The sequence below is a fragment of the Bradyrhizobium sp. genome (genome assembly GCF_035652035.1).
Lineage (GTDB): Bacteria > Pseudomonadota > Alphaproteobacteria > Rhizobiales > Xanthobacteraceae > Bradyrhizobium.
In genome coordinates this window covers 116,961-137,929 of the sequence record NZ_DASREO010000085.1, presented here as the reverse complement: position 1 = coordinate 137,929, position 20,969 = coordinate 116,961, and the positions used below count along the sequence as shown (strand labels likewise).

The window sequence follows — 20,969 nt, the reverse complement described above, 5'->3', positions numbered from 1 at the left end:
GGGCGGGATGCGATGGACGCGGAAGCGTCGCTAGACGAGCGACGCTGACGCCTGGCGAAGCCACTTGGCGAAGCCGGGTGGTCCGCGGACGAAGAAGTCGTGTGGTCTTGACGCCTCGACGCTGGCGTCAACCTGGTGACAATGCTGACGCATTGCACTGGGGACGGTGACAAGGAAGCCCGATCACCGGAGAGAGCACGAAGGACACCGTAACACCATCGCGCAGGGAATGCCGGACTGTCTTGGCTGACCTGTGGTGACTAACTCGTGTGCTTTCTATTCTTGCACGCGAGGCTGCGGGTGCGGCAAGCATCCGGCATTTCCTGCGCCCTCGTGGGCGTGAGACTTCGCAAAGCTCGGACGCATGCTCCGCGTCGCGAGAATACCAGCGCGTATCTAGATCTCCGGCGCAGCGCCGATCGGCGGACCGCCGGGCGGCCGATGCAGGAAGGTGATCGATGCAAATGCGCCGAGCCAGGAGCCGATTGCGGCAAACACGACATAGACCCAGTTCTCCGTATAGGAGATCACGGCAAAGGATGAGAGCAGATACCAGATGCTGCTCCATGTCGCCGCGGGTACGCGCTTTCGCGCCACCACGGCCGACGTGAACATGACGTAGACCGCATCGGTCAAGGCAGTTGCAAGCAAGACACCACCGGCAGTCAACGGATCGATCGCAGCCATTGCGGTTCCTTCCACGGTAGGGCAGAGCAAAGAGGTTTAAGGAAGAGAGACCGACATGCAAAGCCCTCGCGAAATCCTTACCGACCTGTGGACCTTGGCCGGCGGAGAGCCCGAGGCCCTCGATGCCGTCACGCTGACGGGTGATGAGCCGCAACTCCCATCCTCGTTCCGTGTCGCGGCTGCAGCCCAGGTGAGCATCGCTGCCGCGGGGCTTGCGGCTGCCGATATCTGGAAGCTGCGCAGCGGACAAGGACAGCAGGTTGCGGTCGACATGGTCCACGCTGTCGTCGAATGCCGCAGCGAGCGTTACCTGCGCGTTGAAGGCACGCCGCCACCGCCGGTGTGGGATGCGATTGCGGGCGTCTACAAGACGCGCGATCGGCGCTTCGTTCGCCTGCACACCAATTTTCCCCATCATCGCGATGCCGTTTGCCGCGTCCTGGACTGCAAGGCCGAACGCGAGGCGGTTCAGGCCGCCTTGATGCAATGGGACGCCGAAGCGTTCGAGACCGCGGCCTATCAGGCCGGTGGCGTGGTCTCGATGATGCGTTCGCATGACGAGTGGTCGGCCTTGCCGCAGGCGAAGGCGCTGGCCGCCTTGCCGGTGATCTCAATCGAGAAAATCGGCGACGCCGCACCAAAACCGTGGCCTCAAGGCGACCGGCCGCTCTCGGGCTTGCGCGTGCTCGACCTGTCGCGCGTGATCGCAGGTCCCGTCGCCGGCCGCACGCTCGCCGCGCATGGCGCCGACGTGCTGTTGATCTCGGGTCCCGATTTGCCCGCGATCCCGTGGCTCACCATCGATACCGGCCGCGGCAAGCTGTCGGCTTTCCTCGATCTCAAAAGCGACGAGGGGCGAAACGGGTTGAAGGCGTTGCTTCGCGACGCCGATATTCTTTCGCAAGGCTATCGCCCGCAAGCGCTGGCTCATCTCGGCTTCTCGCCGGAGGAGGCGGCACAGATCAATCCGGGCATCATCTATGTGACGCTGTCAGCTTATGGCCATGTTGGTCCGTGGGCGGAGCGCCGCGGCTTCGACTCGCTGGTGCAGACCACGACCGGTTTCAACCATGCGGAGGGGCAGGCGGCCGGCGTTGACGGTCCGAAGGAATTGCCGGCGCAGATTCTCGATCATGCCACCGGCTACCTGATGGCGTTCGGCGCCATGATGGCGAAAGCCCGCCAGCCGCGTGAAGGCGGCAGCTGGCATGTCCGTGTGTCGCTGGCGCAGACCGGACGATGGATCTGGAATCTTGGCCGCCTTGCCGGCGGCCTCGAGGGCGAAGATTTGAAAGGGGAGGCGGTCAAGCCGTTTGTCGAGCAGATGCCGTCCGGCTTCGGGCCGCTCACGGCGATCCGCCACGCCGCGCAGATGTCGCGGACCCCGGCTTTCTGGTCGCGTCCGACGGTGCCGCTCGGCAGCAATCCGCCGCAATGGCTAGTGGAGTAGATTTGACATTCGCTACCCGCCTGGCCGCGAGTTTGCAAAGCGAATGTCAAATCTTAAACTCCACTAGAAACATGCATTTGCTAGTGGTCCTGTGATTCTAACATTCGCAAAAGCAGCCGCCGAAAAGGGGATGCGAATGTTAGAATCGGACCACTAGCGCGCTGATTGTGGGCATGTGCCCATGATCTCTGCCCACTCGGATTGTGGTTGACGCGCTCTCGCGGGCCGCTCTTGATTGCCAGTCAGGGATGAAATGCCGGAGCTCATCATGCGGACCGCAGAGCGCCAAGGTCGACTTGAAGGCCAAGTTCGGGAGCAAACTGGGACCTCAGATCAGATCTTGGGCGAAATACGGGACTACTGCCGGGCAACGCAGACCGCGGAGTCGACGTTCGGGCGGCTCGTCGTCAACGACGGCAAGCTGGTGTCGCGGTTGCGCGACGGGGCCAGGATCACGACCGGCACGCTGGACAAGGTTCGCAACTACCTGTCCGAACATCGCAGCGCCGCTCAGCCGGCGGCCGGCGGCATGTCTCCTCAACCGAAGCGCGGCAACGGCGCGTTGACGGTGACTGAACCAGCGCCCTCGGGCTTCCGCTTCTTCGACAATCGCCAGAAGTATCTGCTTTTCGTGTCGACCTGCAGCGAGAAGACTGATGTCGCAAACCGGATTTCGCTCGAGCTCGGCAGCTTGCAGCCGGCACCTCCGGCGCTTCGGATTTTCGACGCCGGCGTGGGCGACGGCACCGTGCTCTCGCGCGTCATGCGCGCGCTGCACGCGCGCTTTCCCACCATGCCGCTTTATGCCGTCGCCAAGGAGATCAGCTACGAAGATGTCCGGCTGATGCTGGAGAAAATGGCCGACCGCCTGTTCGAACATCCCGCCACCGTGCTGGTCGTCACCAATCTTTATTACGCCGAAGCGCCCTGGCTGACGCCGCGTTCGGCAACCGCGGCGCAAAGCCTGATCTGGAAAGATGTTGCGCTGTCAGGCAACACGGCGCACGGCTTTGCCGAGCAGATCAGGGAGCTGGAAGGATTTCTCGCCGAGAACTGGCGCGCGGGGATTAGTCCCACCACCGGCAACCCGGTTTACGCGCGGCCCATCGTGCTGACGCTTCGGCGTGAAGACCATTCCTTCCTGCTTGACCCGATCATGCCGCGGCCCGGGCGGGTGATGGCCGACTATGATCTCGTTATCGCGTCGCAGCCTTATCGGGCGAGGGCCAGCGTCGAATTCAAGGCGGCGAAGGTCATCGGCCCTTTGGTCCGCTCCTTGAGGCCGGGCGGCCGGCTGATCGGCATTCACTCGCACGGCAACGATCCGGGGATGGAGATTGTCGAAGGCGTCTGGCCCGGCGACAATCCCTTCACGTCCGATCGCCATGCCATCCTGCGCCAGGTCAAGCACGAACTGGGCGCCGCAGCCCGGTATTACAATTTCAATGCATCGTCCGATGCGCGTTCGATCTTCCGCTATCACATGCACACGCTTCCCGACGAAGTGAGCGGGCCGATCGGCACGTCGACGCTGTTTGCCGCCTGGAATGCCGCAATCTATGTCGCGCAGATCGAGGACGTCAGGCTGTCGGACGTGGTTCGCGACGGGCGCTACCTCGAAGCCACTGACCGGGTCCTGAAAAAGCATGGCGGTCTGTGGTTCAACGACGAGACCTACGTCATCTCGCGTCGCCGCGCGCCTGCCTGATTTTTCGAAAGACTGTGCGATGACGGCGTCAGACCAGGCCATATCCAGCGAATTCGCGGCGCTCGTGTCGGCGGCTTCCGTCGAGATTTCATCGCATGGACATCAGCTATCTGCGTTACAGGACAATTTCGATCGCGGCACCAATGTGACGATCACGTTCTTGCCGGGCGACGACTATCGCCGCAACGTCGAGACGGCGGCCGCGCTGCGGCGCGCCGGCTACAATCCGATTCCCCACATCGCCGCGAGGGAGATGGCCTCGCGCGACTCGCTCAGTGATTTTCTCGAGAGGGCGCGCGGCGAGGCGGATGTGACGCGCGTTCTGGTGATTGCCGGCGACGTTGCGGCGGCAAAGGGTCCATTCAGGTCCAGCCTCGATGTGTGTCACAGCGGATTGATCGAGGCCCACGGCATTTCGTCCGTGAGTGTTGCGGGCCATCCCGAAGGCCATCCGTTCCTTACACCGCAAAACGCTTTCAAAATGCTTGGCGCCTGGCGGGACTGGGGCCGGCAGGCCGGCGTTCGCCTCGAGGTCATGACGCAGTTCTGTTTTGAGGCCGCGCCGATCCTTGGATGGATCGGCGAACTCGAGGCGCACGGCGGTCTTCCCGTCATCGTTGGCCTTGCCGGTCCGGCGACGCCTGCGACGTTGATCAAATTTGCGCTTCGCTGCGGGATCGGCAACTCGATCAGGTCGGTGCGTAACCAGATCGGGCGTTTCGGCCGCCTTTTGACCGATGCCGGGCCGGATGAGGTCATCCGCGGACTCCAATCGGGTTTCGAAAAAACGAACGCCTCGATTGCCGGGATCCATCTGTTTCCGTTCGGCGGGCTGCGCAAGGCCGGTGCGTGGCGGCGCCAGTTTGCGTTGTCGCCTGCTGATCGGCCGGCGCGGTGAAGCGCCGGCCGCTGGCATTTGACTTACGCGAAGCCGTAAAGCCGCGCCGGATTGTCGACGAGGATCTTCTTGCGCGTCGCGGCGTCCGGCGCCCAGACCGCCAGCTGGTTCAGTACGCGGCCATCGTCGATCTGATAGAGCGGCGTCAGGTCGGTCGGCTTCTTGCCGGGCGGCGTCACCGAATCCGGATGCGGCCAATCCGAACCCCAGACCAGGCGGTCCGGGTTGGCGGCGATCAGTGCCTTGGCGAACGGAACGGCATCCGGATAGTCGGGCGCCTTGTTCGACAGGCGGTAAGCGCCGGAGATCTTCACATAGATCTTGCCGCTCTTCACCGCTTCGACCAGCTCGGCCCAGCCCGGCTGCTCGAGACCTTTATCGGCTTCTGCGCCGCCAAAATGGTCGAACACGACGGGGACAGGCGAGGAGGCGAGGACGTCGGTGATGTTCTTCAGCAGCGGCAGAATGGTGTAAACCTGAACGTGCCAGCCGCGGCCCTTGACGCGATCGATCGCGGCCTCGAGCCGCTTGCGGCCGATCGAGGGATCATTGGTGCCGCCGGTGGCGAGATTGACGCGGATGCCCTTGATGCCGGCCTTGCCCATCTCGTCGAGATCGCTTTCCGACGTCTTGTCGTCAATCACGGCCACGCCGCGCGCCGTCCCGTTACGGAATTTCATGCCTTCCAGCGTCGCCCGATTGTCGGCGCCGTAGACGCTCGGCGTCACGATCACCACGCGCTCGATGCCCAGCGCCTTGTGCAGCGCCGCCATTTCTTCCGGCGACGCAGGTTCGGGCGTGTAAACGCGCCCGGCGAAGAACGGATATTTCTCCGGCAGGTGAATGTGGGTGTGGCAGTCGCAGGCGTGGGCTGGAACGTCGAAATCCACTTTCATCTTCGGCTGCGACGCTTTGCCGAAGGCCGCTTGATCTTGCATCGCGACGCCTGCGGCAACGGATGCAAGCAGAAGGTCTCGTCGATTGATCATGGGTCGTCTCCTCTTTTTAGCTCTTGTTGGTTATTCGGCGGCGCTCGGGCTTGGCACGGCAGCGGGTGCGCCCGCTGCACGTGCGGCAAAGAAGGTGATGATGGCGGCCATCAGCGAACAGGCGGCGAGGAAGTAAAGTCCGGCGCTGAAGCTTTGCGTGGAATCCTTGACCCATCCGACGACGAGGGGGCCAACGGATCCGCCGAGATTGCCGATCGCGTTGATCATGGCAATCGCACCGGCCGCTGCCGTTCCCGTCAGGAACATCGAAGGCATCGGCCAGAAGGCGGCGCGCGAGCCATAGATACCGACGGTAGCAGCGGCCATTCCGAGCAGCGCCCAGTACGACGCCCCCGACCATCCCGCAAAGGCAAGCCCGAGCGCACCGAGCGTGGACGCCACAATCAAATGCCAGCGGCGTTCCTTGTTGCGATCGGACGACCATCCCCACGCGATCAAGCCAATCGTTCCGACGATATAGGGCACCGCGGAAACCCAGCCGGTCATGGTGTTGGAGAGACCGATTCCCTTGATGATCTGCGGCATGAAGAAAACGATGCCGTAGTTGGCCGTTACGCTCATAAAATAGATCAACGACAGTGCTACGACGCGCGGATCAGCCAGTGCTCTTGTCCAGGTCAGGTGGCCGGCGCTCGCGATCTGGCGGCTTTCATTGTCAAGTCGTCGTTGCAGCCAGTTTCTCTCGTCTTCGGTGAGCCAGTCGGCGTGCGCCGGCCGGTCTGTCATGTAACGCAAGACGACGAGACCCAGCAGGACGGCCGGCACGGCTTCGATGATGAAAATCCATTGCCAGCCCTTGATGCCGAGCATGCCGTCCATCTTCAGGATTTCCGCAGACGCGATCGACGCAACGGCATTGGCGACCGGTTGTGCGATGAAGAGGGTCGAGATGACGCGTCCGCGATATTGCGCGGGAAACCAGTAGGTGAGGTAGAGGATCATACCCGGGAAGAAGCCCGCCTCCGCCGCGCCGAGCAGAAAGCGGATGATCAGAAAACTGGTGGGTCCAGTCACGATAGCCATCAGGCCGGAGATGAGGCCCCAGGTGATCATGATCCGCGCAATCCAGATTCGCGCGCCGACCTTCTCCAGGATGAGATTGCTTGGGATTTCGAACAGGAAATAGCCGAAGAAAAAAGTACCCGCGCCCCAGCCGTAAAGATACGCGCTGAATCCCAGGTCCGGGTTCATGGTGAGCGAGGCGACGGAAATGTTGCTGCGATCGATATAGGCGATGCAATAGCCGAGCGCGACGAGAGGCAACAGCCGCCAGGAAACCTTGGCGATCGTCCGGCTCTCGATTGCCGTTGTGGCTTCCGCCGCCATGAAACTCCTCCCGCTCGATACTCAGTTCTTATATGTCGACGTTGTCCTAGCTCGCCCGCATGAGCCTTGTGAAGAAGCTAGTTGGAATTGGCGATAAACAGTCCGGCATCTTCTTTCAGAATGAGCCGGTCGTTGACCAATTGTTGCGTCGCCTTTGCGATCGCCGTCGCCCGGTCGCCTTCGTTCGGATAGCGCTCGGCTATCGAGAGACGCGGATCGTTGGTCTTGAGCCGCTCTTCTTTCGTTGCCGCGAATGGAATCATCGTACCGTTATTGTCGCAGAGCTCGCCTTCGCCGAAGCCCGCTTTGCGCAGGTTCCAGCCGGTATGGGTTGCGGCTGGCGCTTCCAGCGTTGGCAGATGGATGCCGGCGATGTCGCGGCCGTCGGCGTTGGTCTTTGGGACGAACACAGGGTACGCCGCGCCCTTCGACGGCGGCATCTCGTCGGCCTTGATGACAGTGGGCTGTGCGATCCGGCTCGGATAGGCAAAGCCGGGCAGGCGGGGGAAGCCGACGTCATCCGCGGACGGAGGCACCAGCGTCGCATCGGCGCGGCTCGGGTAACGGCTCGCCGGCGGCAACGTGCCCTTGCCGATCCAGTCAGTCATGGCGGCCAGCAGCGCACGCACCACCGGTCCGGCATTCAAGGGATTGGTCGGATTGGCGCAGGTCTTCACCATCTGCGATTTGTCCTGCGCGAGCGCATAGTGCTGCAGGTTTGACAGAAGGAAAAGCCGGACATTGTCCGGCATAGCGATGGGGTTGCCCGTCGTATCGGTCACGACCAGCGAGGCGCGCTGCTGGTAGAATTCAAGTTCGCTGTCCGTCTTGATGATTTTCGGGCAATTGCCCGCGACGAGGCAGCGGGCGAGAAAGCCGTCGCTTTTCCCCGTGATGCTGTCGGTCAGCACGGGATAGGTGAACGGAAAGTCCGCGCCGGGATACAGCATGTCGGCATGCTCATAAGGCGAGCGGCCGGGCTGGCTGAAGCGGTAGTTGGTGAAGGTTTTCTTGCCGCCCGAGATGTGCGGCATCAGTCCCTCGAAAACCGTGCGGCCGGATTCGTCGGCATTGAATCCGAGATAGAGAAAGTCATGCAGGTAGCGGCCGCTTTGCGACAGGCCAAAGCCGATGGCGCGGTCGATCCGCCCCGCGAGCGGGTTGGCGGTCCCCGAGGCATCTGCGGCTTCGTGGCGCAGGAAAGAGACGACGTCGCGCGTAGCGGCAAAGCCAAGGCCCATCACCTTTGGGTCCCTGGCGGTATAGATGAATTCGTAGATCGCGCCGGCGTCAAAGCCTTCCGGTCGCTTGACCGAGATTTTGGTCGGGCTCTCGAACGAAACGTCAAGGCCGGCGGGCGTAGTACGCGGATCGACCTCGCGTTCGCGCACGCTGATCTTTGCGTGGGCCGGATCGAGATCGGCCGCCGGATAGGTCAGCGTCGCGCTCGCCGGATTGTCAGTGTGGTCGAAGATGAAATCTTCGCGCGCAAGCCCCGTCACGCCGGAGACGACCGGCGGCGAAAAGGTCATGCGGCCGGCGCCGGGCGCGACGTCGCCCTGCCAGCCGCTCCACACCACCGTGTAGCCGTGGTTCATCAGAAATCCGTTGCCGCCATCCCCGGCTTTGACGAGGTCATTCGTCACCGCGGGAAGATCGTTGAAGAGCGCGAGCCCGAGCTTGCTGCCGCGGTTCAGCACATCGTAGAACAGGACGCGGTTGCCACTGGCGGCGACCGTCGGGCGCAGAATTTCGACGTCGGTCGTCGCCTCGACCTGGCCTTGCGCATTGCGCGGCGCGCGGTCGAGATCAACGATGATCTTGTTGTGCGGATCATCCGGCGTCACCGCGATCGTCGCCCGCGCCAGAATGCGGTCATAGGTTCCGACCGCGCCGAAGGTCCGCCCTTCGAAGGCGGGAGATTCGACTTTGAGGATTTCGAATTTGACGATCTTGGCGGTGCTGGGACCGGCAAAAATAACTGTCGCCGCGATCAGTGCGATCGCACGCCCCAACTGTCCCATGGCACGCTTCTCCCGTTTGCCCGGCGTTGTCCGCCGCGGCTTTGGGCGCACACTATCGGGATAAATCTCCTGCGGGAAGGGGCTCAAGATTGCAGGATATCAAGCTTTTTCGGCTGCAAGGACCTTTTGGACCTTGGGCCTCTCGGCCATGCGATCCCGGTGCGCCTTCACCTTTGGAAAGCGGGCGATGTCGACGCTATCGCCGGCAAGCCAGCCCGCGATCGTGAACAGATAGGGGTCGCAGACCGTATAGGTATCGCCCATCACCCAGGGCCCCTTCATCATTTTGGTCTCGATCAGTTCGAAGGAGGCGGTCATGGTTTCCGGCACCTTTTTCTTCATCGCTTCGATCGCGGCGGGATCGTCGGCCCAACGTGTGGCGCGCGGGCGATGAGCGTGATTGGTGTGCACCGTGGAGCACAAGTAGCTGTTGAAGGCCTGTACCTCCGCAAAGGCGAAGGGATCGTCGATCGGCGCCAGCTTCGCCTTTGGGAAGCTCTGGGCGATGAATGCCAACATCGCGGGTGTCTCGGTCAGGATGCCGCGGTCGGTCACGAGCGAGGGGACGCGCCCCTTGGGATTGATCGCCAGATATTCCGGCGAGCCTTGCTCGTGGGTTGCGAAGTTGATTCTGACAGTCGAATATTCGGCGCCGGCCTCTTCAAGCGCGATGTGAGAGGCCAGTGCGCAGGTGCCCGTCGCGTAATACAATTTCATCATCGTGACCTCCCCGTGAGAAATTCCGGCGTTCGCCGACGTCTCACGCGTGCGAACGCCTTGCCATTGACAAAACCGTTATCGCAGCCGAACGAACAGTGGAAGCGATATGTCGCATCGCGCCATTGCGGCAGACGGATAGCGGTCAGCCTCATGCCGACCCTGAGGCGGTTCTGAAGGAAGATAGATGCCGAAGCTGTTTTCCGACCCTGAGGCGATCGTCGAAGACATCATCCGCGATGTCGGGACCAATCTTGTCGTCGGCCTGCCGCTCGGTCTCGGCAAGGCCAATCACATCGTCAATGCGCTTTATGCGCGTGCGGTTGCCGACCGCTCCATCCGTCTCACCTTCTTCTCGGCGCTGACGTTGGAAAAGCCGCGTCCCGCCAATTTGCTCGAGCGGCGCTTCATTGCCCCCGTCATCGACCGGCTGTTTGGCGGCTATCCGGACCTCGCTTACGCCGGTGCACTGCGCGCCGGCAAACTGCCGACGAACGTTGAGGTGATCGAGTTCTTCTTCCTGGCGGGCCGGTGGCTGCACGTGCCATTCGCGCAGCAGCACTATATCTCTGCCAATTATACCCACGCGGCGTCCTATCTGCTCGCACGCGGGCTCAATGTCGTGACGCAGCTGGTCGCCAAGCGCGTGGTCGACGGCGTTGCCCGCTACAGCCTGAGCTGCAATACCGACACGACGCTGGATGTCTTGCGGGCGCGTGCCGAAGGCCGCGCCTCCTTCAAGCTGATCGGGCAGGTCAACTCCGAATTGCCGTTCATGCCAGGCGCCGGCGACCTCTCGGGCGACGAGTTCAGCGCTGTGCTGGACAGTCCGGAGACTGAGTTTCCGCTGTTCGCGCCGTCCTCCGAGCCGATCACCGACACCAAATATGCGATTGGCCTGCATGCGGCGGGTCTTGTCCGCGATGGCGGGACACTGCAGATCGGCATCGGGCAGGTGGGGGACGCGCTCGCGCAAGGTTTGATCCTGCGTCATCGCGATCCCGCCCAGTTTGGCGCCACGATGAAGCGGCTCGCACCCGCTGCTCCGCCGTCGGAAACGGCTCCTTTCGAAAAAGGCCTCTACGGCGTCAGCGAAATGCTGTTCGAGGCGTTTATCGGCCTGATCGAGGCCGGCATCATCAAGCGCGAGGTGGATGGCGTTCTGCTCCATGGCGCGTTCTTCCTGGGGCCGAAATCGTTTTATCGCGCCCTGCGCGACATGACGGCAGAGCAGATCGCGCGCATTCAAATGATGCCCGTCTCGTTCACCAACGAACTCTACGGCGATGAAAAGGGAAAACGTCGCGCCCGCGTCGATGCGCGGTTCGTCAACAACGCGATGATGGCGACCTTGTTGGGCGCAGCCGTTTCCGACGGCCTCGAGGACGGGCAGGTCGTGAGCGGCGTCGGCGGACAGTATAATTTCGTGGCGCAGGCTTTTGCGCTGCCCGGCGCACGTTCCATCCTGACGGTCGAGGCAACGCGATGGGCAGGCCGAAGGCGGCAATCCAACATTCGCTGGAATTATGGCCACGAGACCATTCCGCGTCACCTGCGCGATATCGTCGTCACCGAATACGGCGTGGCTGATCTCAGGGGCAAATCGGATGCTGACGTGATTGCGGCGATGTTGCAGGTGACGGATTCCCGCTTTCAGGACGAGCTTGCCAGCCGGGCGAAGGACGCCGGCAAGTTGCCTGCGGGCTTTGAGATCCCGAAGGCTTTTCGCGACAATTATCCGGAGCGGATTGCGGACGCGCTGCGGCCGGCACGGCAGGCCGGTTTGCTTCCATCCTTTCCGTTCGGGAGCGATTTCACTGATGTGGAGCAGCGCCTGATCCCGGCCCTGCAGTTCCTGCAGGACGCGCAGCGCTCGCCGCAGCGTTTGCCGGCGTTGATCTGGCGGGGATGGAGAGAACGACTGCAAGCCGCCGACAGCGAATGCCTGGCAAGATTGGGACTGGACAAACCGTCGACCTGGCAGGAACGGCTTTATCGCGCGCTAGTGATTGCAGCGCTAACGGGGAGTCGCAAGCACGATGGTTGAGGGCTATCTGTTCTTGTTGGCCGGCTTTCGCTTTTCGATGAAGGCCGCCATGCCTTCGGAGCGGTCTTCCAGGGCAAACGTCGAGCGGAACAGATCGCGCTCGACCTGGAGTCCCTCCGAAAGCGGGGTTTCAAAGGCGCGATTGATGGCGCGCTTGGCCATCTCGGCGGCCGGATGAGACATCTCGGCGATCTTCTCCGCGATGGCCATCACTTCGCTCATCAGTTTGTCAGATGGAAAGATGCGGCTGACGAGGCCGGAACGCTCGGCTTCCGCGGCATCCATCATCCGGCCGGTGAGGCAGATGTCCATCGCTTTCGATTTGCCGATCGCGCGCGTCAGGCGCTGCGTGCCGCCGATGCCCGGAATGGTGCCGAGCGTGATCTCCGGCTGGCCGAATTTTGCGGTGTCGGACGCGATGATGATGTCGCACATCATGGCGAGCTCACAGCCGCCGCCGAGCGCATAGCCGCTGACCGCGGCAATGGTCGGCTTACGGCAGGTCGACACACGGTCGCCGCGGATCGCGGTGAAGTCGTTGGAAAACATCTCGATGAAGCCCTTGGGCTGCATCTCCTTGATGTCGGCGCCGGCGGCGAACGCTTTTTCATTGCCGGTCAGGACAATGCAGCCAATGGCCGCGTTCGCCTCGAGATCGTCGACGGCGGTGGCGATTTCGCCAAATACGCCGAACGACAGCGCGTTGAGCATCTTCGGGCGATTGAGCGTGATCACGCCAACCTTGCCCCTGGTTTCGACAATGATGTGCTCGAATGTTTTCATAGCCTGCATCCCGCATTTTCAGATTTGCCTGCAAATGTGCCTGCTGACGGGGTGCGCTTCAAGTAGGCGACGGTGATGCGGATCGCCGGCCAGATAAAGTTGTCCAGCCAGCGACCCGACGCTGTCTCAGCCGATGAACATGCGCGCGGCCGAAGCCATCGTCAGCAGCGCGCCAAAGCCGATGAAGACTTTGCCGATCAGCGAGGTGTGGTCCCAGGCCGAGCTTTCGCCCGTCATCGTGGCCGCGGGCGCAGGTGCGGGTGCGGCCGGCGGAGCCGTGGTCGCGGGCGCGGCCGAATTGCTTTCCTGCAGCGTCCGATCGGCATCGCTGAGCTGATCCGACGCGGCGACCACGGTCTCCTTGTTGGCGCTCGCGTTGTCGGCATCGGCGGTTTCGAACCTCTTCGCGGGAACGTCCGTGCCCGGCGGAATAACCGTGGCGGCACTGAGCTGGGCGCCTGCCAGCAGCATCTGCGCGTTGGCGTTGGCGACCTGCGGTGGGATGGTCGCCAGGACCTTGTTGTCGCTCGTGGCCACCACTGGTGCGGCGGCCTTGTCGTCATCGTCTGCTTTCGCGACCGCATGCGGCCTGCGATGCGCATAGTGCTCCCGGTGGTGCCAGGCATGCCGGAAGGATCGGTGGCGTGTGACAGCAGCGGCCTGACTGTCTGACGTTGCAGCGGCTGAGGAATCGTCGCCGTCTGTCGCCATTGCCGGACTTGCGAACACCAAGAACCCGGCAGCCAAGATCAAGGCCGAGCGCCCGCTGGCTTTGTTGGTCATTTGAAATCTCCCCATGAGCCAGTCCCGCTTGGGAAAGAGACTCGCGGGATGTCGGTAGCGGGGCGAAAAGTGGGAATCTTCGGACAAGTCCGGCAAAAGCGGGGCGCGCCGGGCGGAAATCGGTGCGATGCTGAATTAGCCGTGATTGATCAGCCTGCGTGCCTGCGATGCAGAATGTGTTATGAGCCGTACGGCGCAAATTCTTGTGCGACGATCCCCGGCGGGAACAATGGGCTGATCACGAATTCGTGATTTACACCGACGGACGTAACAAATTGAAAAAGCGACCGAATTGGATGGGTGGGAGCGCGCGTGCGCGAAGGTGAAGACGAGTGGACCGGCCTGATGCGGCTGGCCATCTCTGGCGATAGCGCTGCCTATCATCGACTGCTCAGGGCGGTCACGCCGGTATTGAGGGCCGGGGCGCGCCGGGGGCTTGCACGGGCTGGTCAGCCAATCGATCAATCCGAGGATATCGTGCAGGACATTTTGTTGGCGGTGCATCTGAAACGACATACCTGGGACGTGAACGCGCCGTTCGCACCCTGGCTGTTCGCGATCGCCCGCAACAAGCTGATTGATACGTTGCGCCGCCGCGGCCGGCGGGTTTTCGTCAGTATCGACGATTTCGCCGAGACCATTCCTGACGAACCTGCGGCGGAGACCGCGTCAGCCAACGAGATCGCCAATCTGCTGCAGACGTTACCGCCGCGTCAGCGCGAGGTTTTGCAGTCGATCGCGGTCGAAAGCACCTCGATCAGGGATACGGCCGCAAAGTTCGCGATGAGCGAGGGGGCGGTTCGGGTGGCGCTCCATCGCGCTCTCTCGAGCCTCACCGCCAAATTGCGGGAGCAATAGGGAATGGAAACCGAACAGCTCATTCGAACGCTCGCCGCCGACAATCCGCACCGTGCCCGCCCGGTCGGATTTGTGCTGGCGCTTGCTCTGCTGGCGGCTGCGCCGTTTTCGCTTGTCATGTTCATGACGGGGCTCGGCGTTCGGCCCGACGTCATGACGGCGATGCATAATCCGTTCTTCGATCTGAAATTTGTGATTACGCTGGCGCTGGCGTTCTCGGCCATTGTCCTGGGCCTGCATCTGTCGCGGCCCGAGGCGTCGATGAAGGGCTGGGGTTGGCTGCTGTTGATTCCCGTCGGGATTATTGCCGCCGGGATCGGCAGCGAGATGATGATGCCGCAGCGGCTGCCGATGATGACGCGCCTGATCGGCAGCAATTCGCGCGTCTGTATGACCGCCATTCCGCTACTGTCGCTGCCGCTGCTGGCGGCGGCGCTGATTGGACTGCGGCACGGCGCGCCGGCGCGCCCCGCGGTGGCCGGTGCAATTGCGGGGCTGATCTCGGCAGGACTGGCGGCGACCCTATACGCCTCGCACTGCACCGATGACTCGCCGCTGTTCGTGGCGACCTGGTATCCGATCGCAACTGCAATGGTCACGGCGGCCGGCGCACTGATCGGCGCGAAAGTGCTCCGCTACTAGGCCTGCGCAATATCAGGCCGCCGGCGGCGTTGCCGTCTGCTGCATGCGGTGGAAGCGGAGCACCTGCTGTGCAGTCGACGGACGGAGCCGCTCGTATGTCGCCTTGCAGTTCTCAAGATCGGACGGCTCCTTGCCGGCGAGCTTTTCCCGCATCTTGATGATCGACCTGACCGTCGACCATGACATGCCGGAGATCTTGGCGAGGATCATGACGCCCTCGGCGCGCGTCTCTACCATCATGTTCTCGGCGATCGATACCGCGACGTTGGCGAGAGCGGCAACCGCGGCGTTGGCTTCGTCGAACTTGCCGGCCTCGGCAAATGCCGCCACCTGATATTCGTCGAGCCGGCCATCCTCATACAGGGACTTGACGAGGGCGTGCGCGATTGCGGTCTCCTGCGTCATGGCCGATGGCGCAGAGCGCGCCAGGCGCGTGGCTTCCCGCACTGCGCTCGATACCTCGTGCGCTATCGGCTGATTGGCCGCTTCCAGCTTCGCCCGCACCGTCTCCGACGCTTTGGCGATCAGTTTCAGGTAGACGTGCCGCGGAATGTTGGGACGCAAGCCGACGCAGGTCGTAAGAACGTCATTGCCTTCGGCGCGGTTGACCAGCCGGGTGAAGCCGCGCTCTGAGAATTCGGCTCCGGGATTGCCGACAACGCTTTGAACCACCTCGTCGTTGCCCCGCTGGACCAGCACATCGGTGACGGCCCCGCTCAGCACTTTGCGGGTCGAGATCGCCATCAGGTGGGCCTGGCTCTTGCTTCGTGCGGTCTCGATCAGGGCTTGATCGTCGAGGCGCTCCGATTGCGACAGCACGGGCGCGGCGACCTCGATCAGATCGTCGAAGGCGAGCGCGCGAACCGTCAGCGGCGGGGCGCGGTCGATCGGAGCCAGGCGATTGGACAGCAGCGCCTTGGCGGAAGTCTCGATGTGGTGCATCAGGCACTGGAATACGTCGTCGAACAGGGCGATCTGATCGTCAGAGAACTCGACGGCACCGCTGATGAAGAGGTCCGCGACCCGGCGGAGGGTTTCGACGCGGCGGGCGACGGTTCCGTGGGCCAGTGTGGCTTGCAATTCGTCAAGCAGGCCTTCGGAAGTGGAAACGGTTTTCAAACTCGAACTCATGACTCTGTCCTGGAGTAGCGTCGTTAAGGACCCGCGGCGGTTTTCTTCGGCCTCGGGGATGAATGATCGAAATCAGGCGCTGGCGATGCGGTTGCGTCCTTGTGCTTTGGCCTTGTAGAGCGCGCCGTCGGTGCGTGCGAGAAAACTGTCCGGCGTTTCGGTTGGATTGAGCGAAGCAACGCCGGCGGAAACCGTTACCCGCATGCCGGGCGAGAACGCGCTCCAGTCGAGATCGGCAATGATGGTCCGCAACCGCTCGAGCAGACGCGCCGCCGCATCGTGAGGCGTGTCGGGGAGCACGAGCAGGAACTCCTCGCCGCCATAGCGGCCCAGCCGATCGACGCCGCGGATGTTGGCAAAGACCGTGATGGCGAATGTCTTGAGCACTTCGTCGCCGGTCGGGTGGCCGTAGGTGTCGTTGATGCGCTTGAACCAGTCGAGGTCGATCAGCGCGATCGAGCAGGGAAGATTGGTGCGGTGCGCGCGGGCGATCTCTTCATCCAGGAAGCGCATGATGCAGCGGCGATTGAACGAGCCGGTGAGATCGTCGAGTTCGGCGAGCTCTTCGATACGCTTGTTGGCCTCCCTCAGCGCAAGTCCGCTCTTGTAGAGCGATACGCGCATGGCGCTGGAGAAGATGCCGATGAACATACAGCGCCCGATGGTCAGGATGAACACCGTCATCGTGGCAAAGCGTTCGAGATAGGTTTCGTGAGGCAGCGAGATCGGCTTGTCGGTCAGCAGGAACAATCCGGCAAGGCCGAATGCCATCGCGGTCCAGACCACCGCCGTTTGCAACGGCGTCGAGCGCAATGAACTGAAGGCGAATACGACGAACAGCGTGCATAAAAACATCACGCCGACTTCCGGCGCGATCCAGGTGAAGGCCAGCATGATGATCATGCTGATGATCGATTGGGGAACGACGAAATAGTGATCCTTGAAGCGCTCGGTGAACCCGGCTTCCGACAGCGCGATGTATCCGGTCACCGAGATGAGGCCACAGATGGCGAACGCCGGGCCGATGCTCGCCGATGTGGTCCCGGCGTGGGCATAGATCAGCAGGACAATTGCGTCGACGACGTAGCTGGCGCCGATCAATCCCTGGATCTGGCGGCGTTGCCGCGCCCGGCGCGACAGCGCCTCGGCCGTCAGCTTTCGGCCGGCGTCCTTCGGCCTATCCGCCGTCGGATTCAAAAAAGGCGACGCAGCGATGCCCATAATTTGCCGTTGGGTGAAAGCAATGGCGAAATCTACGGCGCAAAGCCTTTAGGTTTGGTATCTTTCGGGGCGAAATGTCAGCGTGGGGAAGCCGCTTCGCCCTTGTTTGGACGAAGAAAATCAGTTTCTGCGCCATCACGCGCAGCGATTGCCCGGCGATGCGTGACAGGCCAAAATCCGAACGGTTTGGATCCAGCGCGCGTATTATTATACCTTTGTGCCATAATGTGTTAGATGGTGCTGGCGGTTTTTCTGTGCGCCAGATCACAGTTTCAAACGGGCAATTGCTTTAGATTGAAAAATCCTGCCTTTTGATCGAACCACCCGCCAGTCCAGTTCGACCAACCTTGCGAGACGGCCATTGAGTGCGACACAGGCGGCTTCGGACGATACGTTGATCGCTCGGATCGCCGGCGGCGACCGGCTCGCCATGCAGGTTCTGTATGGACGCCATCATATCCGGGTGTTCCGGTTCGGGCTTCGGCTCGTTCGGGACGAACAGGTTGCCGAAGATCTGATCAGCGAGGTTTTCCTGGATGTATGGCGCCAGGCCGGGAAATTCGAAGGGCGATCTGCCGTTTCAACCTGGCTCCTGGCAATCACGCGGTTCAAGGCACTATCTGTGCTTCGCCGCAGGAAGGATGCCGAGCTGGATGACGAGGCGGCCAACGCGATCGAGGATACGTCCGACGATCCAGAGGTGGCCGTACAGAAGAAGGATACCAGTGACGCGTTGCGTAAGTGTCTGGGCCAACTTTCGGCCGACCACCGCGAGATCGTCGATCTCGTCTACTATCACGAGAAGTCCGTGGAAGAAGTAGCAGGAATCATCGGCATACCGGAGAATACCGTGAAGACCCGCTTGTTCTACGCACGCAAAAAACTTGCCGAGCTGCTGAAGGCGGCGGGCATAGAGCGAGGCTGGCCATGATGGCTGCGAGTAGAAAGATCGTGGAGCAGGAACCGACCGAGATCGAATTGCTGCTGCCGTGGTACGCGGCGGGCACGCTGAACGCGCGTGACGCCCGCAAGGTCGAGGAAGCGCTCGCCCGCGATCCCGACCTCGTGCAGCAATATGCTGTGATCCGGGAAGAATATGCCGGCACCATCGACATGAACGAAAGCCTGGGCGCACCATCGGCGCGCGCCATGCAGAAGCTGTTTGCCGCGATCGACGCGGAGCCGGCGCGCGCGCCCGGTTCGTCGATCAATCTCGGGGGCCGCATCGCCGGTTTTTTTTCTAGCCTTTCGCCGCGGACGTTGGCCTGGTCCGCCAGTCTCGCCGCAGTGGTCGTAGTTCTGCAGGCCGGCATCATCACCGGTGTGCTGATGAACGACCGGGGCGCCTCGTATCAGACCGCGTCGTTGAGCACGAACGAGCCGATCACCCGCGAGCTTTCGGCCGCGCGGCCGCAGCGCGCGCTGGTGCAGTTCAGGCCGGATGCGCGCATCGGCGACATCACCGCGCTGCTCGACAAATATCAGGCCTCGATCGTCGACGGCGCCAAGGGCGGCATGTTCCGCGTGCAATTCGCCAATGCGTCGATGTCGAAGGACGATTTCGCAAACATCCTGAGCCGGTTGCAAAACGAAAAGATCGTCAGTCTCGCTGTGGCGAACTAACCGCTCGCGTAAGGGCCCGGTCACATGATGCGAATGGGCGCGACCTCGTGGCTGAAGATGCAGCCCACGGCATTGGCCGTGCTGGCCGCTTTGTTCTTCGCAGGGTGGGGCGGCTCGCCTGCCTCGGCGCAGAACATCATGCGCGGGCCCAATCTCAATCTTTCGTCGCGCGTCCCGAGCCTCGATCATGGCCCGCATATCAGAATCAATCCGAATCTCGCCGGGCGCGCCGTGACCGGATTGAACCGGGACAACATCAGCGTTCAAACTCCCTGCACGGCGGCCGATCGCGACAGCGGCAATTGCTCCGGCCAGGTGGCTTCCAGCAGCAAGGGTCGCAAGAACAAGGGCGGATCCAGTCGCGGCGACGCGTCCGAACCATCGCTTGCCTCGAACAAGATCGGCAACGAGATCGTGGCCGAGATCGACGGCGCGTTGACCGACGCGCAAGCCGATGCGCTGGCGAGGCGTTACGGTTTGCGGCGGATCGAATCGCGGAGTTTCGAACTGCTCGGGTCGACGATTGGCCTGTTCCGTATTGAGGGCCGCAAGACACTGGAGAGAGCCAGTCGGCAATTTGCGCAGGACGGCAGTGTCCACTCAGTCCAGCCGAACTTCCGTTATGCATTGCAGGATCAGAAGACGGGTGCGCGCGACGGCGACCCGGCGCAATATCCGCAACTCAAGCTGCGCCTGCCAGAGGCGCACGCGCTGGCCGAGGGGGCCAACGTCACCGTTGCGGTGATCGACTCCGGCGTCGACCTCAAGCACCCCGAATTCGCCGGCGTTGCGATCACGCCCTTCGATGCGCTCGACAGCAAGGACGGGCCGCACGTCCACGGCACCGGTGTTGCCGGCGCGATTGTCGCACATGTGCGTTTGATGGGAAGCGCGCCGGCGGCGCGAATCCTCGCAATCCGCGCCTTCGGCGCTTCGGGCAAGGGGGCGGAGAGCACCTCTTACGTCCTGCTCAAGGGGCTCGATCTTGCGGCCAGTCATGGTGCGCAGATCGTCAATATGAGTTTTGCCGGTCCGAAGGATGGGCTCATCGGGCGCGGCCTTGCGGCAATGGCCGCGCGGAACATCGTGATGGTGGCGGCGGCCGGTAATGCAGGTCCCAAATCGCCGCCGCTCTACCCGGCTGCGGATAGCAACGTCATTGCGGTCAGCGCCACCGATGCGCAGGATAGACTATTTGCCGCCTCGAACCGCGGCAGCTATATCGCGGTCGCCGCGCCCGGCGTCGATATTTTCCTGCCCGCGCCAGGCGACAAGTATCAGATCACGTCAGGCACCTCGTTTTCCTCCGCCTTCATCAGCGGTCTCGCCGCGCTCGTCTTGCAGCGTAATCCGGCGCTGAAACTTGATGAGGTGCGCGCCATCCTGATGAAGACGGCGCGGGACCTCGGGCCGCCCGGACCGGACGATCAGTTCGGGGCAGGCGAGGCGGACGCTTTTGCAGCTGTCTCGGCGGTCGCAGCCCCTTCGATGCCGATTGCGGTAGCGCCGGAGAAGCCGGCCACCCACGAGCTGTCGGAAGCCTCAAAGGCTCAACCGGCTGAAACCCGAGACCTTCCGGTGGCGACGATGGCGGCCGAAAAGCCGGCAGGCAGCGAATCTCAGCCGGATGCGGGCCAAACCAGGCCCTGAACGCCGTCAAATCCTGCTCGCGCGGACGTGAACTAAGGCGGGCTAAATTTCTTAACGGCCTTTGAACGCTGGTAGGGCTAACCGCGACTTATCTGCGTAGGGAGCGGTCATCCCTCCCTAGCAGCTGTATCTGGCGCGAGCGCCCATCCACCCCAGCGCCATATGGCTTGACCCGTCCGGTTGTCCCCCCGGACGGGTCTTTTCTTTTCAGACAGTCAGTATGATTGCGGGGCAGTGGAGTGGATTTGACATTCGCTGCCCGCCTAGCCGCGAGTCCGTAAAGCGAATGTCGGATCCAAAACTCCACTGAAAACTTATATTTGCTAGTCGTCCTTTAATTCTAACATTCGCAAAAGTGCCCGCCGAGAAGGGATGCGAATGTTAGAATTGGACCGCTAGCTGCGCCATCCG

At 62.4% G+C, this 20,969-nt stretch carries 18 protein-coding genes; 9 read left to right on the top strand and 9 right to left on the bottom strand.

What is annotated here, in order from left to right:
* Window positions 1-396 precede the first annotated feature (396 nt).
* A complete protein-coding gene (locus VFB05_RS23090; protein ID WP_325016561.1) occupies window positions 397-687 on the bottom strand; it encodes a hypothetical protein in 291 nt (96 codons plus the stop codon).
* Between the two features lie 55 nt (window positions 688-742).
* Between VFB05_RS23090 and VFB05_RS23085 the strand changes: the two genes are divergently transcribed.
* From VFB05_RS23085 to VFB05_RS23075, 3 genes are all read left to right on the top strand, one after another.
* Window positions 743-2,137, top strand: coding sequence for a CoA transferase (locus VFB05_RS23085; protein ID WP_325016559.1), 1,395 nt, complete (start codon window positions 743-745; stop codon window positions 2,135-2,137).
* Window positions 2,138-2,405: 268 nt separating this feature from the next.
* Window positions 2,406-3,845, top strand: coding sequence for a hypothetical protein (locus VFB05_RS23080; RefSeq protein ID WP_325016557.1), 1,440 nt, complete (start codon window positions 2,406-2,408; stop codon window positions 3,843-3,845).
* 19 nt (window positions 3,846-3,864) lie between these two features.
* Complete coding sequence (locus VFB05_RS23075; protein ID WP_325016555.1) at window positions 3,865-4,743, top strand: hypothetical protein; 879 nt, start codon at window positions 3,865-3,867, stop codon at window positions 4,741-4,743.
* 23 nt (window positions 4,744-4,766) lie between these two features.
* Here VFB05_RS23075 and VFB05_RS23070 read toward each other — a convergent pair whose 3' ends face one another.
* The 4 genes from VFB05_RS23070 to VFB05_RS23055 form a co-directional block, all read right to left on the bottom strand.
* Complete coding sequence (locus VFB05_RS23070) at window positions 4,767-5,732, bottom strand: amidohydrolase family protein (protein WP_325016553.1); 966 nt, start codon at window positions 5,730-5,732, stop codon at window positions 4,767-4,769.
* A 30-nt stretch (window positions 5,733-5,762) separates the two neighbouring features.
* Window positions 5,763-7,079 carry an MFS transporter gene (locus VFB05_RS23065; protein WP_325016550.1) on the bottom strand — a complete coding sequence of 439 codons (1,317 nt, stop codon included), beginning with the start codon at window positions 7,077-7,079 and terminating at the stop codon, window positions 5,763-5,765.
* A 77-nt stretch (window positions 7,080-7,156) separates the two neighbouring features.
* Window positions 7,157-9,103, bottom strand: a complete 1,947-nt coding sequence (locus VFB05_RS23060; RefSeq protein ID WP_325016548.1) for an alpha/beta hydrolase domain-containing protein — start codon at window positions 9,101-9,103, stop codon at window positions 7,157-7,159.
* 99 nt (window positions 9,104-9,202) lie between these two features.
* Window positions 9,203-9,823, bottom strand: a complete 621-nt coding sequence (locus VFB05_RS23055; RefSeq protein ID WP_325016546.1) for a glutathione S-transferase family protein — start codon at window positions 9,821-9,823, stop codon at window positions 9,203-9,205.
* Window positions 9,824-10,007: 184 nt separating this feature from the next.
* Here VFB05_RS23055 and VFB05_RS23050 point away from each other — a divergent pair, with 184 nt between their 5' ends.
* On the top strand, window positions 10,008-11,867 hold the full coding sequence (locus VFB05_RS23050; protein WP_325016543.1) for an acetyl-CoA hydrolase/transferase C-terminal domain-containing protein: 1,860 nt from the start codon (window positions 10,008-10,010) through the stop codon (window positions 11,865-11,867).
* 3 nt (window positions 11,868-11,870) lie between these two features.
* Here VFB05_RS23050 and VFB05_RS23045 read toward each other — a convergent pair whose 3' ends face one another.
* Entirely contained in the window at window positions 11,871-12,650 is a 780-nt protein-coding gene (locus VFB05_RS23045; protein ID WP_325016541.1) for an enoyl-CoA hydratase, read from the bottom strand.
* Between the two features lie 126 nt (window positions 12,651-12,776).
* On the bottom strand, window positions 12,777-13,433 hold the full coding sequence (locus tag VFB05_RS23040; RefSeq protein ID WP_325016539.1) for a hypothetical protein: 657 nt from the start codon (window positions 13,431-13,433) through the stop codon (window positions 12,777-12,779).
* 312 nt (window positions 13,434-13,745) lie between these two features.
* Here VFB05_RS23040 and VFB05_RS23035 point away from each other — a divergent pair, with 312 nt between their 5' ends.
* Together VFB05_RS23035 and VFB05_RS23030 are read left to right on the top strand one after the other, a co-directional pair.
* Window positions 13,746-14,291, top strand: coding sequence for a sigma-70 family RNA polymerase sigma factor (locus VFB05_RS23035; protein WP_325016537.1), 546 nt, complete (start codon window positions 13,746-13,748; stop codon window positions 14,289-14,291).
* 3 nt (window positions 14,292-14,294) lie between these two features.
* Window positions 14,295-14,933 (top strand): DUF1109 domain-containing protein, encoded by a 639-nt coding sequence (locus tag VFB05_RS23030; protein ID WP_325016535.1) that lies wholly within the window; start codon window positions 14,295-14,297, stop codon window positions 14,931-14,933.
* A 12-nt stretch (window positions 14,934-14,945) separates the two neighbouring features.
* Here VFB05_RS23030 and VFB05_RS23025 read toward each other — a convergent pair whose 3' ends face one another.
* Window positions 14,946-16,064, bottom strand: a complete 1,119-nt coding sequence (locus VFB05_RS23025; protein WP_325016533.1) for a DUF2336 domain-containing protein — start codon at window positions 16,062-16,064, stop codon at window positions 14,946-14,948.
* A gap of 72 nt (window positions 16,065-16,136) precedes the next feature.
* The gene (locus tag VFB05_RS23020; protein WP_325016531.1) at window positions 16,137-17,285 is read right to left on the bottom strand and encodes a diguanylate cyclase; all 1,149 of its coding nucleotides are present in this window, start codon (window positions 17,283-17,285) and stop codon (window positions 16,137-16,139) included.
* Between the two features lie 361 nt (window positions 17,286-17,646).
* On the opposite strand from VFB05_RS23020, the gene VFB05_RS23015 reads away from it, so the two are divergent.
* From VFB05_RS23015 to VFB05_RS23005, 3 genes are read left to right on the top strand one after another with little or no spacing between them, the layout of a single operon-like run.
* Entirely contained in the window at window positions 17,647-18,216 is a 570-nt protein-coding gene (locus VFB05_RS23015; RefSeq protein ID WP_325016529.1) for a sigma-70 family RNA polymerase sigma factor, read from the top strand.
* A complete protein-coding gene (locus VFB05_RS23010) occupies window positions 18,213-18,908 on the top strand; it encodes a hypothetical protein (protein WP_325016527.1) in 696 nt (231 codons plus the stop codon). Before VFB05_RS23015 ends, VFB05_RS23010 begins: the two co-directional genes overlap by 4 nt.
* A 24-nt stretch (window positions 18,909-18,932) precedes the next feature.
* A complete protein-coding gene (locus tag VFB05_RS23005) occupies window positions 18,933-20,558 on the top strand; it encodes a S8 family serine peptidase (RefSeq protein WP_414643258.1) in 1,626 nt (541 codons plus the stop codon).
* Window positions 20,559-20,969 lie beyond the last annotated feature (411 nt).

What these genes read in the sequence shown, in the direction of transcription:
- VFB05_RS23090 (WP_325016561.1), bottom strand. Translation starts at nt 687, where the DNA reads ATGGCTGCGATCGATCCGTTGACTGCCGGTGGTGTCTTGCTTGCAACT.
- VFB05_RS23085 (WP_325016559.1), top strand. Translation starts at nt 743, where the DNA reads ATGCAAAGCCCTCGCGAAATCCTTACCGACCTGTGGACCTTGGCCGGC.
- VFB05_RS23080 (WP_325016557.1), top strand. Translation starts at nt 2,406, where the DNA reads ATGCGGACCGCAGAGCGCCAAGGTCGACTTGAAGGCCAAGTTCGGGAG.
- VFB05_RS23075 (WP_325016555.1), top strand. Translation starts at nt 3,865, where the DNA reads ATGACGGCGTCAGACCAGGCCATATCCAGCGAATTCGCGGCGCTCGTG.
- VFB05_RS23070 (WP_325016553.1), bottom strand. Translation starts at nt 5,732, where the DNA reads ATGATCAATCGACGAGACCTTCTGCTTGCATCCGTTGCCGCAGGCGTC.
- VFB05_RS23065 (WP_325016550.1), bottom strand. Translation starts at nt 7,079, where the DNA reads ATGGCGGCGGAAGCCACAACGGCAATCGAGAGCCGGACGATCGCCAAG.
- VFB05_RS23060 (WP_325016548.1), bottom strand. Translation starts at nt 9,103, where the DNA reads ATGGGACAGTTGGGGCGTGCGATCGCACTGATCGCGGCGACAGTTATT.
- VFB05_RS23055 (WP_325016546.1), bottom strand. Translation starts at nt 9,823, where the DNA reads ATGATGAAATTGTATTACGCGACGGGCACCTGCGCACTGGCCTCTCAC.
- VFB05_RS23050 (WP_325016543.1), top strand. Translation starts at nt 10,008, where the DNA reads ATGCCGAAGCTGTTTTCCGACCCTGAGGCGATCGTCGAAGACATCATC.
- VFB05_RS23045 (WP_325016541.1), bottom strand. Translation starts at nt 12,650, where the DNA reads ATGAAAACATTCGAGCACATCATTGTCGAAACCAGGGGCAAGGTTGGC.
- VFB05_RS23040 (WP_325016539.1), bottom strand. Translation starts at nt 13,433, where the DNA reads ATGACCAACAAAGCCAGCGGGCGCTCGGCCTTGATCTTGGCTGCCGGG.
- VFB05_RS23030 (WP_325016535.1), top strand. Translation starts at nt 14,295, where the DNA reads ATGGAAACCGAACAGCTCATTCGAACGCTCGCCGCCGACAATCCGCAC.
- VFB05_RS23025 (WP_325016533.1), bottom strand. Translation starts at nt 16,064, where the DNA reads ATGAGTTCGAGTTTGAAAACCGTTTCCACTTCCGAAGGCCTGCTTGAC.
- VFB05_RS23020 (WP_325016531.1), bottom strand. Translation starts at nt 17,285, where the DNA reads ATGGGCATCGCTGCGTCGCCTTTTTTGAATCCGACGGCGGATAGGCCG.
- VFB05_RS23010 (WP_325016527.1), top strand. Translation starts at nt 18,213, where the DNA reads ATGATGGCTGCGAGTAGAAAGATCGTGGAGCAGGAACCGACCGAGATC.
- VFB05_RS23005 (WP_414643258.1), top strand. Translation starts at nt 18,933, where the DNA reads ATGATGCGAATGGGCGCGACCTCGTGGCTGAAGATGCAGCCCACGGCA.